General features: G+C 71.4%; 15 protein-coding genes, 2 tRNA genes and 1 pseudogene. 11 read left to right on the top strand and 7 right to left on the bottom strand.

The genetic code is table 11. The features are described 5' to 3' along the window. The first annotated feature begins 49 nt into the window (after positions 1–49). From ABCQ75_RS11450 to ABCQ75_RS11435, 4 genes are all read left to right on the top strand, one after another. A complete protein-coding gene (locus ABCQ75_RS11450; RefSeq protein WP_345885500.1) occupies positions 50–1,615 on the top strand; it encodes a circularly permuted type 2 ATP-grasp protein in 1,566 nt (521 codons plus the stop codon). Between the two features lie 69 nt (positions 1,616–1,684). Beyond that, a complete protein-coding gene (locus ABCQ75_RS11445; protein ID WP_345885499.1) occupies positions 1,685–2,611 on the top strand; it encodes an alpha-E domain-containing protein in 927 nt (308 codons plus the stop codon). Then, positions 2,608–3,459: a transglutaminase family protein gene (locus ABCQ75_RS11440; protein ID WP_345885498.1), complete on the top strand. Its 852-nt coding sequence runs from the start codon at positions 2,608–2,610 to the stop codon at positions 3,457–3,459. Before ABCQ75_RS11445 ends, ABCQ75_RS11440 begins: the two co-directional genes overlap by 4 nt. A gap of 146 nt (positions 3,460–3,605) precedes the next feature. Further along, a complete protein-coding gene (locus ABCQ75_RS11435; protein ID WP_345885497.1) occupies positions 3,606–4,532 on the top strand; it encodes a hypothetical protein in 927 nt (308 codons plus the stop codon). A gap of 121 nt (positions 4,533–4,653) precedes the next feature. On the opposite strand, the gene ABCQ75_RS11430 is transcribed toward ABCQ75_RS11435, so the two are convergent. Both ABCQ75_RS11430 and ABCQ75_RS11425 read right to left on the bottom strand, forming a co-directional pair. Beyond that, positions 4,654–6,117: an SDR family NAD(P)-dependent oxidoreductase gene (locus tag ABCQ75_RS11430; RefSeq protein ID WP_345885496.1), complete on the bottom strand. Its 1,464-nt coding sequence runs from the start codon at positions 6,115–6,117 to the stop codon at positions 4,654–4,656. A 357-nt stretch (positions 6,118–6,474) separates the two neighbouring features. Continuing rightward, positions 6,475–7,666, bottom strand: a pseudogene (locus ABCQ75_RS11425) (glucose-1-phosphate adenylyltransferase); the annotation flags it as partial. Positions 7,667–7,835: 169 nt separating this feature from the next. Here ABCQ75_RS11425 and glgA point away from each other — a divergent pair. After that, positions 7,836–9,029, top strand: coding sequence for a glycogen synthase (glgA, locus tag ABCQ75_RS11420; RefSeq protein ID WP_345885495.1), 1,194 nt, complete (start codon positions 7,836–7,838; stop codon positions 9,027–9,029). A 78-nt stretch (positions 9,030–9,107) separates the two neighbouring features. Here glgA and ABCQ75_RS11415 read toward each other — a convergent pair whose 3' ends face one another. The 3 genes from ABCQ75_RS11415 to ABCQ75_RS11405 form a co-directional block, all read right to left on the bottom strand. Continuing rightward, positions 9,108–9,515, bottom strand: a complete 408-nt coding sequence (locus ABCQ75_RS11415) for an Hsp20/alpha crystallin family protein (RefSeq protein ID WP_345885494.1) — start codon at positions 9,513–9,515, stop codon at positions 9,108–9,110. 146 nt (positions 9,516–9,661) lie between these two features. Then, positions 9,662–11,734: an acyl-CoA dehydrogenase family protein gene (locus tag ABCQ75_RS11410; RefSeq protein WP_345885493.1), complete on the bottom strand. Its 2,073-nt coding sequence runs from the start codon at positions 11,732–11,734 to the stop codon at positions 9,662–9,664. A 13-nt stretch (positions 11,735–11,747) separates the two neighbouring features. Beyond that, the gene (locus ABCQ75_RS11405) at positions 11,748–12,479 is read right to left on the bottom strand and encodes a TetR/AcrR family transcriptional regulator (RefSeq protein ID WP_345885492.1); all 732 of its coding nucleotides are present in this window, start codon (positions 12,477–12,479) and stop codon (positions 11,748–11,750) included. 61 nt (positions 12,480–12,540) lie between these two features. Here ABCQ75_RS11405 and ABCQ75_RS11400 point away from each other — a divergent pair, with 61 nt between their 5' ends. The 4 genes from ABCQ75_RS11400 (at position 12,541) to ABCQ75_RS11385 (ending at position 17,308) form a co-directional block, all read left to right on the top strand. Continuing rightward, positions 12,541–13,848, top strand: a complete 1,308-nt coding sequence (locus tag ABCQ75_RS11400) for an acetyl-CoA C-acetyltransferase (protein ID WP_345885491.1) — start codon at positions 12,541–12,543, stop codon at positions 13,846–13,848. A gap of 19 nt (positions 13,849–13,867) precedes the next feature. Next, positions 13,868–15,319, top strand: a complete 1,452-nt coding sequence (locus tag ABCQ75_RS11395; protein WP_345885490.1) for a 3-oxoacyl-ACP reductase — start codon at positions 13,868–13,870, stop codon at positions 15,317–15,319. Then, entirely contained in the window at positions 15,319–16,266 is a 948-nt protein-coding gene (locus ABCQ75_RS11390; RefSeq protein WP_345885489.1) for a MaoC family dehydratase, read from the top strand. The genes ABCQ75_RS11395 and ABCQ75_RS11390 overlap by 1 nt, the downstream gene beginning before the upstream one ends. A 253-nt stretch (positions 16,267–16,519) precedes the next feature. Beyond that, positions 16,520–17,308, top strand: coding sequence for a ZIP family metal transporter (locus tag ABCQ75_RS11385; RefSeq protein ID WP_345885488.1), 789 nt, complete (start codon positions 16,520–16,522; stop codon positions 17,306–17,308). Positions 17,309–17,419: 111 nt separating this feature from the next. On the opposite strand, the gene ABCQ75_RS11380 is transcribed toward ABCQ75_RS11385, so the two are convergent. Continuing rightward, a tRNA-Leu gene (locus ABCQ75_RS11380) sits at positions 17,420–17,503 on the bottom strand. 206 nt (positions 17,504–17,709) lie between these two features. Next, a tRNA-Leu gene (locus ABCQ75_RS11375) sits at positions 17,710–17,796 on the bottom strand. Between the two features lie 173 nt (positions 17,797–17,969). Between ABCQ75_RS11375 and ABCQ75_RS11370 the strand changes: the two genes are divergently transcribed. Both ABCQ75_RS11370 and ABCQ75_RS11365 read left to right on the top strand, forming a co-directional pair. Next, positions 17,970–19,307, top strand: a complete 1,338-nt coding sequence (locus tag ABCQ75_RS11370; RefSeq protein ID WP_345885487.1) for a M20/M25/M40 family metallo-hydrolase — start codon at positions 17,970–17,972, stop codon at positions 19,305–19,307. 9 nt (positions 19,308–19,316) lie between these two features. Beyond that, complete coding sequence (locus ABCQ75_RS11365; RefSeq protein ID WP_427916088.1) at positions 19,317–20,483, top strand: acyl-CoA dehydrogenase family protein; 1,167 nt, start codon at positions 19,317–19,319, stop codon at positions 20,481–20,483. Positions 20,484–20,501 lie beyond the last annotated feature (18 nt).

The raw sequence follows: 20,501 nt of genomic DNA, 5'->3' as shown, positions 1-20,501 counted from the left end.
GGCGCGGCCCGTTGTGCGCGATCGGGCAAGAGGTGAAAAGCTGTCCCCTATGTCGGATCTCTTCGAGGACTACTCCGTGGCCGCCGCCCGCACCGGCGCCTACGACGAGATGTTCGCCCCGGACCAGTCAGCGCGCCCGAGCTACCGCCAGCTCGCGGGCGCCCTCGAGGGGCTGAGCCTCACGGACGTGAGCTCACGGGCGGACTCCATGGCGCGCACGTTCCTCGACCGCGGAGTCACGTTCGACTACGCGGGGGAGGAGCGGCCTTTCCCGCTCGACATCGTGCCCCGCATCATCCCGGCCGCGGAGTGGGACGTCCTCGAGCGGGGCGTCGCGCAGCGCGTGCGCGCCCTCGAGGCCTTCCTCAACGACGTCTACGGCCGCATGGCGGTCGTGGCCGACGGTGTCATCCCGCGCCGGCTCGTCACGACGAGCCAGCACTTCCACCGCCAGGTCCACGGATTCGAGCCCGCCGGGGGAGTCCGGGTGCACATCTCCGGGATCGACGTCGTGCGCGACTCCGCCGGCACATTCCGTGTGCTCGAGGACAACGTCCGCGTCCCCTCGGGGGTCAGCTACGTCCTCGAGAACCGGCGGGCCATGGCCAAGGGCCTGCCCGAAGCGTTCAGCCAGCAGCCCATCCGCCCCGTCGAGGAGTACCCGCGCCGGCTCCTCTCAGCACTGCGCAAGACCGCGCCGGCCGGCGTGGACGACCCGACCGTCGTCGTCCTCACCCCCGGCGTGTTCAACTCCGCCTACTTCGAGCACACGCTCCTGGCCGGCCTCATGGGCGTCGAACTCGTCGAGGGCCGCGACCTCATCTGCCGCGGCAACCGCGTCTACATGCGCACCACCGCGGGCGAGCAGCGCGTGGACGTGATCTACAAGCGGATCGACGACGACTTCCTCGACCCGCTCCAGTTCCGGTCGGACTCGATGCTGGGATGCCCGGGGCTGGTCAACGCCGCGCGCGCCGGAGGGGTCACGATCGCGAACGCAGTGGGCAACGGGGTCGCCGACGACAAGCTCGTCTACTCGTACGTGCCGGACCTCATCCGCTACTACCTCGGCGAAGAGCCGATCATCGCCAACGTCGACACGTTCAGGCTCGAGGAGCCCGATGCGCGCGAGGAGGTCATGGACCGGCTCGACGAGCTCGTCGTCAAGCCCGTGGACGGCTCCGGCGGCAAGGGACTCGTGATCGGGCCGGACGCCACGCACGAGGAGCTCGAGACGCTGCGCGGCCGCGTGCTCGCCGATCCGCGCGGGTGGATCGCCCAGCCCGTCCTCCAGCTCTCGACCGTCCCCACGCTCTCCGGGGATCGGTTCGGCCCCCGCCACGTGGACCTGCGCCCCTTCGCGGTGAACGACGGCGAGAACGTCTGGGTGCTCCCCGGCGGACTCACGCGCGTTGCGCTCAAGGAGGGCTCGCTCATCGTCAACTCGAGCCAGGGGGGCGGCTCGAAGGACACGTGGGTGCTCGCCCAGTCCTCGGACGTCCCGATCGAGGCGGAGCCGCGGCACTCCATCAGCATCCGGGAGCGCACGAGCGTCTGGCCGGTCGAGAGCAGCTGGCGGGACCGCCAGGCCGAGCAGACAGAGCAGCAGCAGTGAGCGTGCCCGCCGTGGCGGGATCCCGCCGTCGTCCGCCCTACCCCGACCACACTTCCCGAGGAGGCCGAGATGCTCAGCCGCATCGCTGAATCCCTGTTCTGGATCGGCCGCTACGTCGAGCGCGCCGACGGGACCGCGAGGATCCTCGACGTGCACCTCGAGCGGCTCAACCACATCCCGCCCGAGGAGCAGCACGAGGTCGCCCAGGAGCTCCTCGGCGTCATGGGCTCCCGTCCTGACAAGGACGAGTTCGGCCTCAACGACCTCCTCCACGCGCTCGCGTACGATCGCTCCCACGCGACCAGCATCGCAGGGTCCCTCGCCGCCGCCCGCGAGAATGCCAGACGGGCGCGGGAGACCGTGTCCTCGAGCCTGTGGGAGTGCCTCAACACCACGTACTACGGCCTGGGCCAGCACCGCAGGGACGTGGTGGGCACGTACCGCTTCTGCAACTGGGTCCTCGAGCGGACCGCGATGGTCCGCGGCCACGCCGACACGACCATGAGCCACGACGAGGGCTGGCAGTTCATGGTCCTCGGCCGCTCGCTCGAGCGGGCGGACATGACCGCGCGCATGCTCTCGACGCGCGAGGTGCACACGGCCGGGATGTCCTGGGTCAACATGCTGCGCTGCGCGGGGGCCTACGAGTCCTTCCTGCGCACGCGGCGGGCGGCGTTCGACGACCGGCACGCGGCCGAGTTCCTCCTCATGGACCGGCTCTTCCCCCGCTCGATCGTCTACGCCCTCCGCGATGCGGACCGGGCGCTCGAGAAGCTCGATCCCTCGGACCAGCGCGTGGGGTTCATCAACGACGCGCGGCGGATCGTCGGGCAGGCGCGCACGTTCCTCGAGTTCCACCGGACGGACGACCTCATGGTCGAGCTGCCCGAGCACATGGAGCGCGTGCAGAAGGCCGTGGCCCAGGCCTCCGACGCGATCTCCCGCAAGTACTTCAATCAGGCCGACGAAGAGGCCTGGGTCGGAGAGGTGTCATGACCCGTCTGGGAATCGTCCACCGTACCGCGTACCGGTACAACCGCCGGGTCACGCTCAGCTACAACGAGGCGCGCATGACCCCGCTGACCGAGCCCCAGCAGGTGGTGCTCGAATCGCACGTGCGGGTCTCCCCGTCACAGGCCGCCGTGAGCTCCTACAAGGACTACTGGGGCACGCGGGTCACCGCTTTCGACATGCAGATCCCGCACGAGTTCCTCGAGGTCGTCTCGACCACGACGGTCGAGGTCCACCGAGTCGAGCGGGTGCCTGCCGAGGGCGAGATCGTCCCGTGGGAAGCGCTGCGCAGCCCCGAGGTCGAGGACCAGTTCAGCGACTGGCTCCCGCAGTCCCGCCTGTCCGGCCCCGGTCCGGAGGTGCTGGGCCTCGTCCCGAAGATCGCCGATGGGCTGGACCCGAACGCCGCCGCCCATGCCGTGTTCGAGTGGATGCGCAGCGAGATGCGGTACGTGCCGGGGAGCACAGCGGTCACCACGAACGCGGAGCAGGCCTGGAAGCAGCGCGAGGGCGTGTGCCAGGACCTCGCACACCTCGCGATCGGTTCGCTGCGCAGCCTCGGGATCCCTGCCAGGTACATCTCCGGCTACCTCCACCCGCGGTCCTCGGCGGCCATCGGGGAGGCCGTTGCCGGGCAGTCCCACGCGTGGCTCGAGTGGTGGGACGGCGAATGGCGCAGCTGGGATCCGACCAACCACAAGCCGGCCGGCGACTTCCACGTGACCGTGGCGCGCGGGCGGGACTACCGGGATGTGCCGCCGCTGAAGGGGATCCTCTCGGGCGGAGGCGGCTCGCACCTGGAGGTCTCGGTGGAGACCACGCGCCTCGCCTGACCCGCCCCCGCTGTGGGGTCCCGTCCCGTCGGTTATGGGGTCCCGTCCCGTTGGTTGTGGGGTCGCGTCCCATGCGTTGTGGGGTCCCGTCCCCCGCCTGTGGATAACTTCGGAAGCGATCCGGCGGTTCGTGCCACCATGGGCCCATGTCAGATGGATCGGATCGGCAGCTCCTCCTGCAGCGGAGCTTCACATCGGAAGAGGCGAGGGCGCTCGGCATCGACGTCCGCCAGCTGCGGCTCGAGGATGTCCGGCAGACCAGCCGGGGCATCTACGAGCCGGTCGACACCTCCGGGCTCGACCTCGGCCAGCGTCTCGGGACTCACCTGAGCATCCAGCCGGACGCTTGGGGCTCACACCGCACGGCAGCCCATTTGTACGGCTTCTGGCTCCCACCGTGGGTCGATGAGCACTCGAAAGTCCACCTCAGCAAGCCGACCCACCTTCCACGGGTTCGGAGGCCGGATGTCGTGGGACATCGCGTCCGGATCCTGCCTGGCGAAGTCGTTGTGTCCGAGGGACGCAGGCTGTCCAGCCCGGCCCGGACATGGTTGGATCTTGCGAGAGAACTCTCGCCCGCGGCGCTCATTGCTCTCGGCGACCAGCTCATCCGCATTCCCCGTCCTGAGTTCGAAGCACGTTCGGAGCCATACGCAACAAAGGGCCAGCTGCTGGAGCTGCTCCGTTCTCACCGGAAGGTCAAAGGGGTCGGACGCTGCAAGGACGCTCTTGCCGACATGCGCGTTGGTTCGGACTCTGTGCCCGAGACCCTGCTGCGGCTGAGTCTCATAGCCCATGGCTTCCCCGAGCCCGAGCTGCAGATCGTCCTCGACCCGGATGATCCTTGTTCGCCGAGCGCAGATCAGGGATATCGGGACCTCCGCATCGCCCTTCAGTATGAGGGCGAGCACCACGCGAGTCCTGAGCAGGCCCTGAAGGATGACTGGCGGGATGCGCGATTCGGCCGGCGGGGCTGGGCGACGATCAGGGTGACCGCGGCAGACCTGGTGGACGACTTCGCACGACCCCGCAGGGAGCTGCGGGCGCTCATGATCCAACGACGGGCAGCATAGGACGGGACCCTGTATGGGAGGGGACGGGACCCCGTATGGGAGGGGACGGGACCCCATATCAGGCCGGACGGGACCCCGTATCAGGCGGGACGGGACCCCGCACCAAGTGGCGGGCGTCAGGTCACCAGGGGGAGGGCTTGTAGTCCTTGAGGAACACCCCGTACTGGTCGGTCCCGGCCTCACCCATGACGATCGGGTCGTACACGCGCGCGGCACCGTCCACGAGGTCGAGCGGCGCATGGAAGCCCTCGTCAGCGAGGCGCACCTTCGTGTAATGGGGCCGCTCGTCCGTGATCCATCCCGTGTCGACCGCGGTCATGAGGATCCGGTCGGTCTCGAACATCTCCCCGGCGCTCGTCCGCGTCATCATGTTCAGCGACGCCTTGGCCATGTTTGTGTGCGGGTGCCCGGCGCCCTTGTACTTGCGCCCGAACTGCCCCTCCATCGCGGAGACGTTGACCACGTACTTGCGCCGCGCCGTCGAACGCCGCATGGCGGCACGCAGCCGGCTCACGAGCAGGAAGGGAGCCGTGACGTTGCACAGCTGCACCTCGAGCATCTCGAGCGGGTCCACCTGGTCCACGACCTGCGTCCAGGAATTGATGGTCGCGAGGTCGGGGACGAGCCCGCCGGCGTCGATCGCGGTCCCGGCCTCGATCCGCTCGAGCGAGGCAGAGCCGGTCGAGAGCGCAAGCGCGGTCACTGCGTCGCCCGCGAGGACGGGGTGCTCGGTCACCGAGCCAGCGATCGAGAGCGGGTGCTTGTCATGCGCGTGGCCGAACGTGAGCAGCTTCGGCCCGCCCTGGCCGGAGAGCAGCTCGGCGGGCAGCGGCTCGTCCTCCGCGTCGACGAGCGGCTTGTAGGCGTTGCCTGACCGCCGTACCGTCTGCGCTGCGTTGTTGATGATGATGTCGAGCGGACCCTCGGCGTCGAGGGCGTCCGTGAGCGCGATGACCTGGGACGGGTCGCGCAGGTCGATCCCCACGATCGTGAGCCGGTCGAGCCATTCGGCCGAGTCCTCCATCGCCGCGAACCGCCGCGCCGCGTCCCTGGGGAACCGGGTGGTGATGGTGGTGTGGGCGCCGTCCCGCAGGAGCCGCAGCGCGATGTACATGCCGATCTTGGCCCGCCCGCCCGTGAGAAGGGCCCGCCGCCCCGTGAGGTCGGTGCGGGCATCCCGCTTGGCGTGGCTCATCGCGGCGCACTCGGGGCAGAGCTGGTGGTAGAACGCGTCGACCTGGGTGTAGTGCTGCTTGCAGATGTAGCACGGGCGCGAGCGGATCAGGTGCCCGGCGACCTTCCCGGTCGTGGAGGGCTTGAGCTTGTTGCCCTTCGTCTCGTCGTCGATCCGGTCCGGCGCCGCGGTGGCGGTCTGCGCGATGACGGCCTTGTCTGCCGCGGAGACCGCGTCCCGCTTCTGGGTGCGCGTGAACCGCCGGTGGGCCTTGAACATCTTGCCGGTGGCGCGCCGCACCGCGACGTAGTCGGGGTGCTCCTCGTCGTACGTGTGGATGGTGCCGAGGACCTTGAGGGCGGCCTGGATTTCCTCAGGGCTGAGTTCGGCGGGAAGGTCGGGGGAGCTCATGGCCTCCCATTCTACCGGGGGCGGCACGGCGCGCGCTGCCCCGGAATCTGCCGGGGCAGGGGCGGCGCAGGCTGCCCCCGCCCGTGGCTCAGCGGTCGGCTGCCTGACGGTCCTCGCGTGCCGGGTCGTCCGTGGTGGCTCCGCCCCGCGCCGCCCCGTCCGCCCTGGCGCTGTCCGTCGCGGAGGGCGGCGCGGTCCTGGATTCGGACGACGGCGTGTCCCCCTCGGCCGCGACCCGCGCGGCGCCCGTGGCGAGGGACTCCTGGAGCAGCTCGACGGCCTCGGGAACCTCGGCTGCAGCGGCGTCGAGCGCGGCCGGGATCTTCGCGGCCCACGCCGCGGCAAGGCGACGCTCGTCGGCGTCGGGCTCCGGGACCTCCTGGCCCTTCGCGAGCACCGTGATGCCGGACTCGGTGACCGTGAACCCGCGCGCCCGGTCCAGCTTGTGGTCCACGCCGATGGTGGTCCCCAGCGGGACCACCACGTTCTTGTCCAGGATGGCGCGGTGGATGATTGCGCCGGCGCCGACCACGACCGAGTCCATGAGCACCGAGTCCATGACCCGCGCGGTGCTGTCGACGCGCACGTCGTGGGAGAGCACGGACCCCTCGACGATCCCGCCGCTCACCACGACGCCGCTCGCGACGATGGAGTCCAGGGCGCTGCCGACGGTCCCGCCCTCGCCGCGGACGAACTTCGCCGGCGGGGAGACGCTCTGGCGGGTGAAGATGGGCCACTGCGAGTTGTAGAGGTTGAAGACGGGCAGCGGGGAGATGAGGTCCATGTGGGCGTCGTAGAACGAGTCGAGCGTGCCCACGTCCCGCCAGTACGTGCGGTCCCGCTCGGTGGCGCCGGGGATCTCGTTCTTCGTGAAGTCGTAGACGCCGGCCTCGCCGCGCTCGACGAAGTCGGGGATGATGTCTCCGCCCATGTCGTGCTTCGTGTCCAGCCGCTCGGCATCCCTCCGGAGAGCCTCGACGAGCGCATCGGCGTCGAACACGTAGTTGCCCATGGAGGCGAGGAACGAGTCGGGGTCGTCAGGGAGTCCGGGCGTGCTCGCTGGCTTCTCGACGAACGCGCCGATCCGGCCCGGGTCGGCGTCGTCGGTCTCGATGACGCCGAACTGGTTGGCCATGCTGAGCGGCTGGCGCACGGCGGCGACGGTGGCCTTCGCGCCCGAGGCAATGTGCGCCTCGACCATCTGGTCGAAGTCCATGCGGTACACGTGGTCCGCGCCGACCACGACGACGATGTCGGGCTGGTCGTCGTGGATGAGGTTGAGCGACTGGTAGATGGCGTTGGCGCTGCCGAGGAACCAGCTCTTGCCGACTCGCTGCTGGGCGGGCACCGATGCCACGTAGTTCTGCAGGAGCGTGGAGAGCCGCCACGTCTCGGAGATGTGCCGGTCGAGGCTGTGGGACTTGTACTGGGTCAGCACAACGATGTGCCGGTACCCGGAGTTGACCAGGTTGGAGAGTGCGAAATCGATGAGCCGGTAGCCGCCGGCGAATGGAACAGCGGGCTTCGCCCTGTCCGCGGTGAGGGGCATGAGCCGCTTCCCCTCGCCACCGGCCAGCACAATCGCCAGGACTTTCTTCGGCGCCACGGTGCAACCCCCGTCATTTCTCGTTCATGCTCGTGTAACCCGCGTCCCGCGGCTGCGGGGCCCGGACGTCTTCACACTAGATCACGCTGCAATCACCGACTACGTTGAAGCCGTGCGAATCGACATTGTGACCAAGGAATTCCCCCCGGAGATCTACGGCGGGGCAGGCGTGCACGTGGCAGAGCTGAGCCGGGTCCTGGCCCGCAGGGTCGATCTGCACGTGCACGCGTTCGGCGCCGAGCGCGAACCGGTGGTGGACGGCGCCCGGGTGTCCTCGTATCCCGTGCCCGAGCACCTCGCGGGCGCGAACGCCGCGATCCAGACGCTCGGGGTAGACCTCGGGATCGTCCCGGACGTGGCGGGGGCCGATCTCGTGCACTCGCACACGTGGTACGCCAACATGGCCGGCCACCTTGCGAAGCTCCTCCACGGCATCCCGCACGTGGTGAGCGCGCACAGCCTCGAGCCCCTGCGCCCGTGGAAGGCCGAGCAGCTCGCTGGAGGCTACCGGGTCTCCTCGTGGGTCGAGAAGACGGCGTACGAGGCCGCGGACGCCATCATCGCCGTGTCGAACGGCATGCGCGAGGACATCCTGCGCTGCTACCCGGACGTGGACCCAGCGAAGGTCCAGGTGGTCCACAACGGGATCGATGTGTCCCGCTGGTCCCGCGACGAGTCGACGGACCATATCCGAGGGCTCGGGATCGACCCCGAGAAGCCCTCGGTGGTCTTCGTGGGCCGCAACACGCGGCAGAAGGGCGTCCCCTACCTCCTGCGCGCTGCGGCGAAGCTTCCCGCGGACGTCCAGCTCGTCCTGTGCCTCGGCGCGGCGGACACGCCCGAGCTCGCGGCGGAGACGGCTGAGCTCATCGACGGGCTCCGCGCCGAGCGGGAGGGCGTGGTGCTGATCGAGCGCATGCTCCCGCGGGACGAGCTCATCCAGGTCCTCTCGCATGCCACCGCGTTCGCGTGCCCGAGCATCTACGAGCCCCTCGGCATCGTGAACCTCGAGGCGATGGCGTGCGGGGCCGCCGTCGTCGCGACGGCCACGGGCGGCATCCCCGAGGTCGTGGACCACGGCACCACGGGGCTCCTCGTCCCGATCGAGCAGGTCACCGACGGCACCGGCACGCCGTTGGACCCGGAGAAGTTCGTCACCGACTTCGCCGCCGCCCTCACCGAGGTGGTCTCGGACCCGGCCCGTGCGCGGCAGATGGGCGAGGCGGGCCGCACCCGCGCCGAGCAGCACTTCTCGTGGGAGAGCATCGCGGACACGACGCTGGACGTGTACCGGAGCGTCCTCTAGGCAAGGCACGACGACGGCGACCTCCCGCCGCGGTGGGACGTCGCCGTCGTCGTGCCCGCCGTGCGGGGCCTGGCGCTGTCAGCTGCGGTTGACCGTGACGCGCGTGGGTTCCGGCCCCGCCTCGGGGGCGATCGGGACGCGGACCTCGAGCACGCCGTCCCGGTAGGAGGCCTTCACGTCCTCGCTGCGGGCGCCGCGCGGCAGCTCGACGGTCCGTGAGAACTGGCCATAGCGGAACTCGCTGCGGTACCCGTCCTTGAGGCTGTCCTCGGGGCTCTCCCGGCGCTCGGTCCGGATGCTGAGTGTTCCCTCCTGGACCGTCACCTCGACGTCGTTCTCGGGGTCGATGCCGGGTGCGTCGACCCGGACGACGAGGGTCTCCCCGTCGCGGAACTCCTCGACGCGCATCCACCCGGTCTCCCAGTCGCCCTCCACGAAGCGGCGCAGCGGCTCGGGAACTCCGAAGCGCCGCAGGTGCTCGGGCATGTCCCACGGGCCCCTTCGGCCCCATCCTTCGCCCATTGGGTTCCTCCTCGCCAGACGGCCCGGCCCCGGTGGCCGGGTCCGTCTTCAGGCTAGACCTGGCTGCGGCGCCGGGTGAAGGGCGGCCCGGCTCCGACTTCCTGGCCGGCCTACTTCTTCGACAGGGCCTTCTCCGAGACAGGCGCCCGGCCCGAGGCCCGCAGCTCGCGGTAGTACTCGGCGGCCTCGGCCTGGCGGCGGCCCTCGATGCCTGTGGCGATGGTCGCGCGCAGGTGCTCATCGCGGTACCCGAATGCGTCGACGAGGTCGATCGCGTGGGGGCGCAGCTTGGCGAGAAGGCGGTTGATGTACTCGCCTATGGTGCGCCCCCGCTGCATGCTCAGACGCCCGTTCATGAGGTGCCACGCGAGGTGCTTCTCGATGAGCGTGAGGCCGAACAGGTCCCGCAGCCATGTGAGGACCTGGCGGGTCCCCGGGTCGCGGACCTCCTCGAGGGCCTCGGTGAAGGCCTCCCACTGGAGGAGCTCGGCGTGGGCGCGAGCCGCCTCGATGAGCTCGTCCTGATGGGCATTGAAGCGCGCGGCCGCCTCGGCCTGGGGAAGCCGGTGCGCCCCCTGCAGGGCCTGCGCCGCCTGGGCGACCATGGTCTGGACCCGCTCGGCGAGCAGCAGGCGCTGCGTGTCCGGGTGGCGCAGTGCGAGGGCGGAGCGCTGGGCCCGCCCCGAGTCGGCGATGAACTGGCCCACTGCCCCGAGCCCGGTCTTGTACGCCATGCCGCGCGCCTGGCCGAGCGCGAACTTCGCGAGCGCACCCACGCTCATCGTGCGGAACTCCTTCGCGTAGTCGTTGAGGAGCCGCTTGGCCACCAGCTGGAGGAGCACGTTGTTGTCGCCCTCGAAAGTGACGTAGATGTCCAGGTCGGCGCGGAGGGACGCGAACCGGTTCTCGATCATGAACCCGGAGCCGCCGCACGCCTCGCGGCACTCCTGGAGCGTCTCGAGCGCGTGCCACGTGGAGAGGGGCTTGAGCGCGGCGGCGAAGGTCTCGAGGTCCTGGCGGTCCTCGTCCGTGTCCTGCGCACCGGAGAACACGCCGTCGAACTTCGCGAGCAGCTCCTCGTGGGCGAATCCCATCGCGTAGGTCGCGGCGATGAGGGGGAGGAGCCGGCGCTGGTGGCGCTGGTAGTCGAGGAGGACCTCTTCCTCGGTGGGGGAGGACGCGTTGAACTGGCGCCGCTCCGCCGCGTACCGCACGGCTGCGGTGAGGGCGAGCTTGGACGCCGCAACCGCCGCGCCGTCGAGGGAGACGCGGCCCTGCACGAGCGTGCCGAGCATCGTGAAGAACCGGCGCCCCGGGCTCGCGATCGGGGAGGTGTACGTCCCGTCCTCGGAGACGTGCCCGTAGCGGTCGAGCAGGTTCGTGCGGGGCACACGGACGTCCTCGAACGCGAGCCTGCCGTTGTCGATCCCGTTGAGGCCGCCCTTGATCCCGTCGTCTTCGCTCCGGATCCCGGGCAGGCACTCCTTGGTCTGGGGGTCTCGGATCGGCACGTAGAACGCGTGGACACCGTGGTTGACGCCCTTGACGATCAGCTGCGCGAACACGACGGCGGCGAGCCCGTCCTTCGCGGCGTTGCCGAGGTAGTCCTTCCACGCCGCACGGAACGGGGTGTTGATGACGAACTCCTGCGCCTCGGGGTCGTAGGCAGCGGTGGTGGCGATGCTCGCGACATCCGAGCCGTGGCCGATCTCCGTCATCGCGAACGCGCCCGGCACCTCGAGGCTCATGATCGCCGGGAGCCACGCGCGGTGGTGCTCCTCGGTGCCGAGGTGCAGCACGGCGGCGCCGAAGAGGCCCCATTGGACGCCGGCCTTGATCTGCAGCGACGGGTCCGCCGTGACGAGCTCCTCGAAGCCGGCGATGTTCGCCCCGTGGTCGTCCTGCCCCCCGAACTCCTGCGGGAAGGCGCGGTGCACGGCCCCCTCGTCGACGAGGACTTTGAGCTGGCCGAACACGCGCTCGCGGTGCTCGGTATGGGTGAGGCCCTCCACCTTGTGCAGCGCCGGCATCGCGGCGACCTCGCGGGCCTTGCGCCGCGCGTCGGCCCATCTGCCCAGCAGCATCTCGCCGAGCGCCGCGACGTCCACCTGGGGCGACTGCTCGGCGTCGGGGAAGTCGGCCTCGGGGCTCTCGGGCAGGGAATCGGCGGGGTTGGCGGTCATGGTGCTCCTCGAATCAGGTGTGGTGGCCGACGGCGGGGTCCCCGGCGGGCACGGCAGCCTGGGCTGCGATGCCGGTGAAGAGCCAGTCGGCGATGGTCTGGGACATGGTCTCGAGGCTCGCGCGCTCGCCGGCCGGCGTGGCAAGCCAGCGCTCGCCCGCGGCACGGACGAGGCCGATGGCCGCAGTCGGCCAGCAGTCGAGCGTGACGCGGTTGGCGGGGTCGAGATGGCGGCGCATGGGCGCTTCGATCAGTTCGGTGACCGCCTCGAAGAAGCTCCCGAAGGCCTCCGAGGGGCCAGCGGCCGGGCCGATGCCCCCAGAGGCGCCGGGGCCGTCCGGCACGGTGCCCGCGGTCGCGGGGACCCGGGTCACGAACTCGTACACGTGGGGCGAGCGGACGGCCATGCCCAGGTAGGCACTGACCATGGCGCGCAGTCCCTCGTAGGGCGCATCCGCGGAGGCGGCCGCCTCGGCGATGCGCGCCTGCATCTGTGCGAGGACCAGCTCGCCCATCGCGGTCTGGAGCCCGGCCTTGTCCCGGAAATACCGGTAGAAGACCGACTTCGAGGTGCCTGCGGCGGCGGCGATCTCCTCCATGGGGACGTCGGGGCCGAGCCGGTGCACTGCGCGGCGCGCGGCGCGGATGAGCTCGGCACGCCGTTCTTCCCGGTGGTTCGCCCAGCGCGAGGCGCGGCCGTCCACGGGAGGCGGGGGGCTGGGATTCTCCGGTGTGAGGCGGTTCACGATACCCAGCGTATCAGGTACGCTAGGTATCGGTAACTCAGGTCACACCCGGAGGAAGCAAATGCCCACCACCCGCAAGGCCGTCGTCGTCGGCGGCAACCGCATCCCGTTCGCCCGCGCCAACGGCGCGTACACCGACACGAGCAACCTGGACATGCTCACCGCCGCACTGGACGGCCTCGTGGCCCGCTTCGGCCTCCAGGACGAGCGCATCGGCGAGGTCGCAGCAGGGGCCGTCCTCAAGCACACGCGGGACTTCAACCTGGCGCGGGAGGCCGTGCTCGGCTCGGCCCTGAGCCCTGAGACCCCCGCCTATGACCTCCAGCAGGCCTGCGCCACAGGCCTCGAGGCGGTCCTCGGGCTCGCAGACAAGATCCGGCTGGGCCGCATCGACTCCGCGATCGCCGGCGGCGTCGACTCCGCCTCGGATGCGCCCATCGTGGTGAGCGAGGGCCTGCGCCGCGCCGTCCTCGAGCTCCACCGCGCCAAGACGCTCCAGCAGCGGCTCAAGGCCGTCGCGAAGATCCGGCCCAAGGACCTCGCCCCGAGCGCCCCCGGCACCGGGGAGCCCCGCACGGGCCTGTCGATGGGCGAGCACCAGGCCCTCACCACCAAGCAGTGGGGCATCACGCGGGAGGCCCAGGACGAGCTCGCCCTCGCCTCCCACCGCAACCTCGCCGCCGCCTACGAGCGCGGGTTCTTCGACGATCTCGTCACCCCCTACCGCGGCCTCGCGAGGGATTCGAACCTCCGCCCCGACACGTCCGCCGAGAAGCTGGCCAAGCTCGCCCCGGTGTTCGGGCGCCACCTGGGCGCCGAGGCCACGATGACCGCCGGCAATTCCACCCCGCTCACCGACGGCGCCGCCGCCGTGCTCCTGGCCTCCGAGGACTGGGCCGCCCAGCGGGACCTCCCGGTCCTCGCCGAGGTCGTGGACGGGGAGGCCGCGGCCGTGGACTTCGTGCACGGCAAGGACGGCCTGCTCATGGCCCCGGTCTTCGCCGTCCCGCGCCTGCTGGGCCGGCTGGGGCTGACCCTCGAGGACATCGACTACTTCGAGATCCACGAGGCGTTCGCCGGCACCGTCCTCGCCGCACTCGGCGCATGGGAGGACGAGGAGTTCGGGCGCGAGCGCCTTGGGCTCGACGGCGCGTTCGGCAAGGTGGACCGCGCCAAGCTGAACGTCAACGGGTCCTCGCTCGCCGCCGGGCACCCCTTCGCCGCGACCGGCGGCCGCATCGTCGCGACCCTCGCCAAGCAGCTCCACGAGCGCACCCAGGCCGGGGACCTCGGGCGGCCCGCGCGCGGCCTCATCTCGGTGTGCGCGGCGGGCGGACTCGGCGTGGCTGCCGTCCTCGAGGGACGCTGAGCGGGAAGGGGGAGCAGGCATGGCTGACAAGTACACAGAGTTCGTCTCCCGCGGCTGGGGCCGCGACCTCGCGAAGAGGCTCGGGCTCCCGCAGCCGGTGGCCCTTCGCCGCTACGAGCCCGGCGCGCCGTTGACGCCCGGACCCGTCCTCATCATTGGCACGGGCCAAGCCGCTGATGCCCTCGAGACCGCACTCAAGGGCTGGGACATCGAGGTGCGCCGCGCGTCCGGTGAGGCGCACGACGGCGGGGACTCGCCGTCGTCGTCCATCTCGCCTTCCACCGCGCCCACCGGAGGCGCTAGGCCCACCACGGGCGGCAGGCTCGGCGCGATCGTCCTGGCCCTCGACGGGATCGAGCGGCCGGAGGACCTCTCGGCCCCGGTCCTGACGGCGGGGAAGGCGCTGCGCTCACTCGCCCCGAGCGGGCGCGTCGTGACGGTCTCGCGCAGGTCCTCGACCCAGGACGGACCTGCGCTCGCTGCTGCCCGGGCGGGCGTGGAGGGCATCCTCCGCTCCCTCGCGAAGGAGCTGCGCAGCGGTGCGACCGGGAACGGGATCCTCCTCGCGGAGGGCGTGCCCGCGGATGCGCCGAGCGCCCTCGGGGCACTGCGCTTCCTGCTCTCGGGCCGTTCGGCGTTCGTGGACGGCCAGTTCCTCACCGTCGGCACCGCGAAGGGCGGGCTGCCTGCGGACGGTGCGCTGCCTGGAGAGGTCATGGGCGCCAGCTGGGACAGGCCGCTCGCGGGCAAGGTCGCGGTGGTCACGGGCGCGGCGCGCGGGATCGGCGCCGCGATCGCGCGCACCCTCGCCCGCGACGGCGCCACCGTGGTCGGCGTCGACGTGCCAGCAGCCGGGGACGCGCTCGCGAAGGTGGTCAACGAGGTCCGCGGGACGGCGCTCCAGCTGGACATCACGAAGCCCGAGGCGGGGGAGCGGATCCTCGAACACGCCCTGCACCGCCACGGGGGCCTGGACATCCTCGTGCACAACGCGGGCATCACGCGGGACAAGCTCCTGGCCAACATGGACGCGGCCAAGTGGGACTCGGTCATTGCCGTGAACATCGCCTCCCAGCTGAGGATCAACGAGGCCCTGCTGGCCTCCGGCAGGCTCGGCGAGGGATTCCGGATCGTCTCGGTGGCCTCCACCTCGGGGATCGCGGGCAACCGAGGGCAGACGAACTACGCGGCGTCCAAGGCCGGGGTCGTGGGCATGGTCCGCTCGACGGCGGCCCGGCTCGCCGCGACGGGCGGGACCGCCAACGCCGTGGCCCCCGGATTCATCGAGACCGAGATGACTGCGCGGATCCCGTTCGCCACCCGGGAAGTGGCGCGCCGGCTGAACTCGCTCCAGCAGGGCGGCCAGCCGGTGGACGTCGCGGAGGCCATCGCGTTCCTGGCCTCGGACGCCGCCGGCGGCATCTCCGGGAACGTGCTGCGGGTGTGCGGGCAGAACATGGTGGGGCAGTGATGAGCGGCCGCCTGCCGGAGGCGACCCGGGCCTCCGGGCCTCACGAGACGGTCGAGCTCGCCGAGGTCCCGAGCCTCGCAAAGCTCTACGCGGGCGCCGCCGCGGAAGCCGCCCGCCTGCTCATCTCGCGCAGGGACGGCGCACGGCGACTGCCGGACGCGAGGCACCGGGTCGGCGTCGTGCGCCCGGACCTGGCCAGGCTCACCGCGTACCAGCACCTCCTGCGCGAGCCCGTGCGGGACGTGGTGCCGGCCGGCTACCTGCACACGCTCGCGTTCCCCGTGGCGATGAGCGTCATGGCGCGCGAGGACTTCCCGCTGCCGCTGCTCGGCATGGTCCACCTGCGCAACCGGGTCGAGTACCGCGAGCCCGTGACGCACGCGGACGAGCTCGCGATCGCCGCGTGGGCCGAGAACCTGTCCGGGCACCGGGCCGGCACCCAGGTCGAGGTGGTCGCCGAGGTGCGGCGGGCCCAGGGTGGGGAGCCCGTGTGGCGGGGGGTCTCGACGTACCTCGCGAAGGGCACCTTCCTGGCCGGGATCGACAAGCCCGGCGCGCCGGCGCCGCGCGAGGACTTCCGGCCCCCGCAGCCGACGGCGCTGTGGCGGCTCGGGGTGGACATCGGGCGCGAGTACGCGGGCGTCTCGGGCGACTTCAATCCCATCCACCTCTCGGTGCTCTCAGCGAAGGCGCTCGGCATGCGGCGGTCGATCGCGCATGGCATGTACTCGGCCTCGCGGGTGCTCTCCGAGGTGGGCTCCGCGAAGGGCGACTCCTTCGTGTGGGAGATCGTCTTCGAGGCGCCCGTCTTCCTGCCCGCCTCGGTGTCGGTGAACATCACCGACACGGTGGACGGGGACGGGGCGTGGGAGCGCAGCGACTTCGTGGGCTGGAACGGCAAGTCGGGGCGGCGGCACTTCGTGGGGAGCGTGGCGCGGCTCGCCTGAGAGCCCGCGGCGCCTACTCCTCGCGTGGCCACGTCCCGCCCCTCGCGTGGCCACGTCCCGCCCCTCGCGTGGCCACGTCCCGCCCCTCGCGTGGCCACGTCCCGCCCCTCGCGTGGCCACTTCTCGCCTATCGCGCGGCCACTTCTCGCTACTCGCGTGGCCACGTCTCGCCCGTCGCGTGGCCGGTGCTGCCGGTACCGGTCCACAGTGCCGCGCCTGCCTAGAAGCGCTGGCTCTGGGTAAGGGTGCCCCCATGTGGACCTCGCTGCTGTTCGGCGCCGTGGCGTCCAGCGCCCTGATCATCGGCGCGCTCATCGGAGTGCGCTTCGAACTGCCCAAGCGCGTCCTGGCCATCCTGCTCTCGTTCGCGGCGGGCGCCCTCATCACAGCCCTCGCGTTCGAGCTGTTCGAGGACTCCTACGAGCGCGGCGGCATCTGGCGGGCCGCCCTCGGGCTGTTCCTCGGCGCCATCGTCTTCACCGTCCTGAGCGCGCTCCTGGACCGTTGGGCGCAGCCCGGCAAGCGGACCGCGCCGGCGGACGAGTTTCGGGGGAGCGCCAAGCTCGACACCGACGCCGCGGCCCAGGAGCGCCCGGCGTCGAAGGCGTCGGCGCGGGGCGCGGCCGGGCTCGCCCTCCTCGCCGCCGTGACGCTCGACGGCGTGCCGGAGAACGTTGCGCTCGGCGTGTCCCTCGGCGAGGGGACGGGCGGCCTCGCGCTCCTGGCCGCGATCTTCGTGTCCAACCTCCCCGAGGCGCTCGTCGGGGCCGCGTCGATGAAGGAGCGCATGTCGTCCCCCGCGATCGTCGGGCTCTGGGCCGTCTGCGGCGTGCTGCTCGTCGCGGCCGTGGTGCTCGGGGCCGGCCCCCTTTCCGGGGCAGACCCTGAGACGGTCTCGCTGCCGCTCGCCTTCGCCGCCGGCGCCGTGATCGCCTCCCTCGCCGACACGCTCATGCCGGAGGCGTACGAACACGGCGGTCCTGCCGTGGCGCTCAGCACGGCCGCAGGGTTCGTGGTGTCGTACTCGCTCTCACTGGCCTGAGCGGGAGCAGCACCTCGCCGGCAGCGGCTGGAAGCGCGCCGGAACAAGGAACCTGCAACGGGAAACACGGAAGGCCCGGGAATCCGTGGATTCCCGGGCCTTCCCGTTCTGTGCGCGGAGGGGGACTTGAACCCCCACGCCCTATCCGGGCACTAGCACCTCAAGCTAGCGCGTCTGCCATTCCGCCACCCGCGCAGGTGACATCCGAGGAGGGTGAACTTCTGTTCGCCGCCCCGGCAGCGATATAAAACAATACACCATCCCGGGGGTGCTGATGACCATTCCAAGGGGGCAGCGGGGGAGCGGGGCGCGAGCAGCACGGGACGCTGCCGCAGCCGGAAAGCTGGCCAGGAACCGCCCGGGAAGCACAGAAGCCCCGGTCCGAAGACCGGGGCTTCACGTGGTGCGCGGAGGGGGACTTGAACCCCCACGCCCTATCCGGGCACTAGCACCTCAAGCTAGCGCGTCTGCCATTCCGCCACCCGCGCAGGCAGCATACCGAGCGATCAACACCATGTGTTTCCCTCCCGGGCAGCGAGAAAGACTCTACACGATTCCGACCGGAAGCTGAAATCGCCGAGCCCGGAACCGGCCCGTCGAGAGTGGCGCCGAGGCGCGCCCACCGGACTAGGCTGGGCACACCGCCACCCGAGGAGGCCCCATGACCGAGAGCACCGCCCAGAACGTGTCGGGCGCCGCGCAGATCCGCGCCGAGGACGAGGTCGTCGGCATCTGCCAGGACCTCATCCGCTTCGACACGTCCAACTACGGCGACAACGCGGGCCCGGGCGAGCGTGCCGCCGCGGAGTACACCGCAGCGCTGCTCGCGGACGCCGGCCTGGCCCCCGAGATCTTCGAGGCGGCACCCGGCCGGGCCTCCGTCGTCGCCCGCATGGAGGGGACCGACCCGAGCGCGCCCGCCCTCGTCGTGCACGGCCACCTCGACGTGGTCCCGGCCCAGAAGGAGGACTGGAGCGTCGACCCGTTCGGCGCCGAGCTCCGCGACGGCCTCATCTGGGGCCGGGGTGCCGTGGACATGAAGGACATGGACGCCATGATCCTGTCCGTGGTGCGTGAGATGCAGCGCACGGGGACCCGCCCGAGGCGTGACATCGTCGTCGCGATGTTCGCCGACGAGGAGGCCGGCGGGACGTACGGCGCCCGCTGGGCCGTGGACAACCGTCCCGAGCTCTTCGAAGGTGCGCGGGAGGCGATCAGCGAGGTCGGCGGCTTCTCGGCAGAGATCGGCGGCCGGCGCGCGTACCTCCTCCAGACGGCCGAGAAGGGCCTCGCGTGGCTCCGCCTCACCGCGGCCGGCCGCGCCGGCCACGGCTCCCAGACCAACGCCGACAACGCCGTGACCACCCTCGCCCGCGCGGTCGCGAACATCGGCGGGCACCGCTGGCCCATCGAGCTCACCGACACCACGCGCCGCTTCCTCGACGGCGTGACCGAGCTGACCGGCATCGAGTTCGATCCCGACGACCCCGAGGTGCTCCTCAAGGAGCTCGGCACCCTCGCCCGCTTCGTGGGCGCGACCCTGCAGAACACGTCCAACCCCACGATGCTCAAGGCCGGCTACAAGGAGAATGTGATCCCCGGCTCGGCCGAGGCGCGCGTGGACGTCCGGACGCTCCCCGGCCAGGACGAGCTCGTCCTTGCGAAGCTCCGCGAACTCGCAGGCGAGGGCGTCGAGTTCAGCTACGTCCACCATGACGTGGCGCTCGAGACACCGTTCTCGGGCTCTCTCGTCGACGCCATGGTCGCCTCGCTCGAGGCCGAGGACCCGGGCGCGACAGTCCTCCCGTACACGCTCTCAGGAGGCACGGACAACAAGTCGCTGAGCCGCCTCGGGATCACCGGCTACGGCTTCGCGCCGCTGCAGCTGCCGCCGGAGCTGGACTTCACGGGCATGTTCCACGGGGTCGACGAGCGTGTCCCCGCCGAGTCCCTCCGCTTCGGCACCCGGGTCCTCCGCCGCCTGCTCACGGCATACTGACGGGGCGGCATGAGCCATCGCATCGACGCCGCAGAGGCTCTCCCCGACTCTCTCCTCGAGGCGATCCGCTCCCGCGCGGCCGGCTACGACGAGCGCAACGGGTTCCCGCACGAGGACCTCGACGCCCTCGCGGCGGTGGGGTACCTCGCGGCGTTCGTCCCGCGCGAGGTGGGCGGCCTCGGGGCGGGGCTCGACGACGTCGTGCGCTTCCAGCGCCGCCTCGCCGCCGCGGCGCCCGCCACGGCCCTAGCCGTCAACATGCACCTCGTCTGGACCGGGGTCGCGCGGCTCCTGGCCGACCGCGGCGACGACTCGCTCGCCTTCGTGCTCGAGGAGGCCGGTGCGGGGGAGGTCTTCGCCTTCGGCGTGTCCGAGGCGGGCAACGACGCCGTCCTGTTCGACTCCCTCACGGACGCGGTGCCGCAGCCGGACGGCGGGTACCGCTTCACGGGGACCAAGGTCTTCACCTCGCTGGCCCCGCGCTGGACCCGGCTCGGGACGTTCGGGAAGGACACCTCCGGCGAGGAGCCGCTCCTCGTGTGGGGCTTCATCCGCCGCGATCAGCCGGGCTGGCGCCACCTCGAGGACTGGGACACGCTCGGCATGCGCGCCACCCAGTCCTGCACCACCGTGCTCGAGGGCGTCCACGCCCCGGCGGACCGGATCGTGCGCCGGCTGCCCGTGGGCCCGTCGCCGGACCTCCTCGTGTTCGGCGTGTTCGCCGTGTTCGAGACCCTCCTGGCTGCGGTCTACACGGGCCTCGCCGAGCGGGCGCTGCAGCTCGCCGTGGAAGCCGCGCACCGGCGTCGTTCGCATCGCAGCGGCGGGCGCCCCTATGCGCAGGACCCGGACATCCGCTGGCAACTCGCCGAGGCGGCCATGGCGCTCGACGCCGTGCTGCCGCAGCTCGAGCGGGTGGCGGCGGACCTCGATGCCGGCGTGGACCGCGGCGCGGGCTGGTTCCGCGCCCTGAGCGGGCTCAAGCACCGGGCGGCGAGCACCGCGAAGGACGTGGTGGACACCGCGCTGCGCGTGGGCGGGGGAGGGGCGTACTTCCGCGGGGGCGAGCTCGAGCGCCTCTACCGGGACGTCCTGGCAGGGCTGTACCACCCGTCCGACCCGGAGTCGGCGCACGCGACCGTGGCCAAGGACCTCCTCGGCCCGCTCGAGCCCTGAGCCGCAGGCAGGCCCGGA

The sequence above is a fragment of the Sinomonas halotolerans genome, assembly GCF_039615075.1.
GTDB lineage: Bacteria > Actinomycetota > Actinomycetes > Actinomycetales > Micrococcaceae > Sinomonas > Sinomonas halotolerans.
This window is presented reverse-complemented; position numbering and strand designations above follow the sequence as displayed.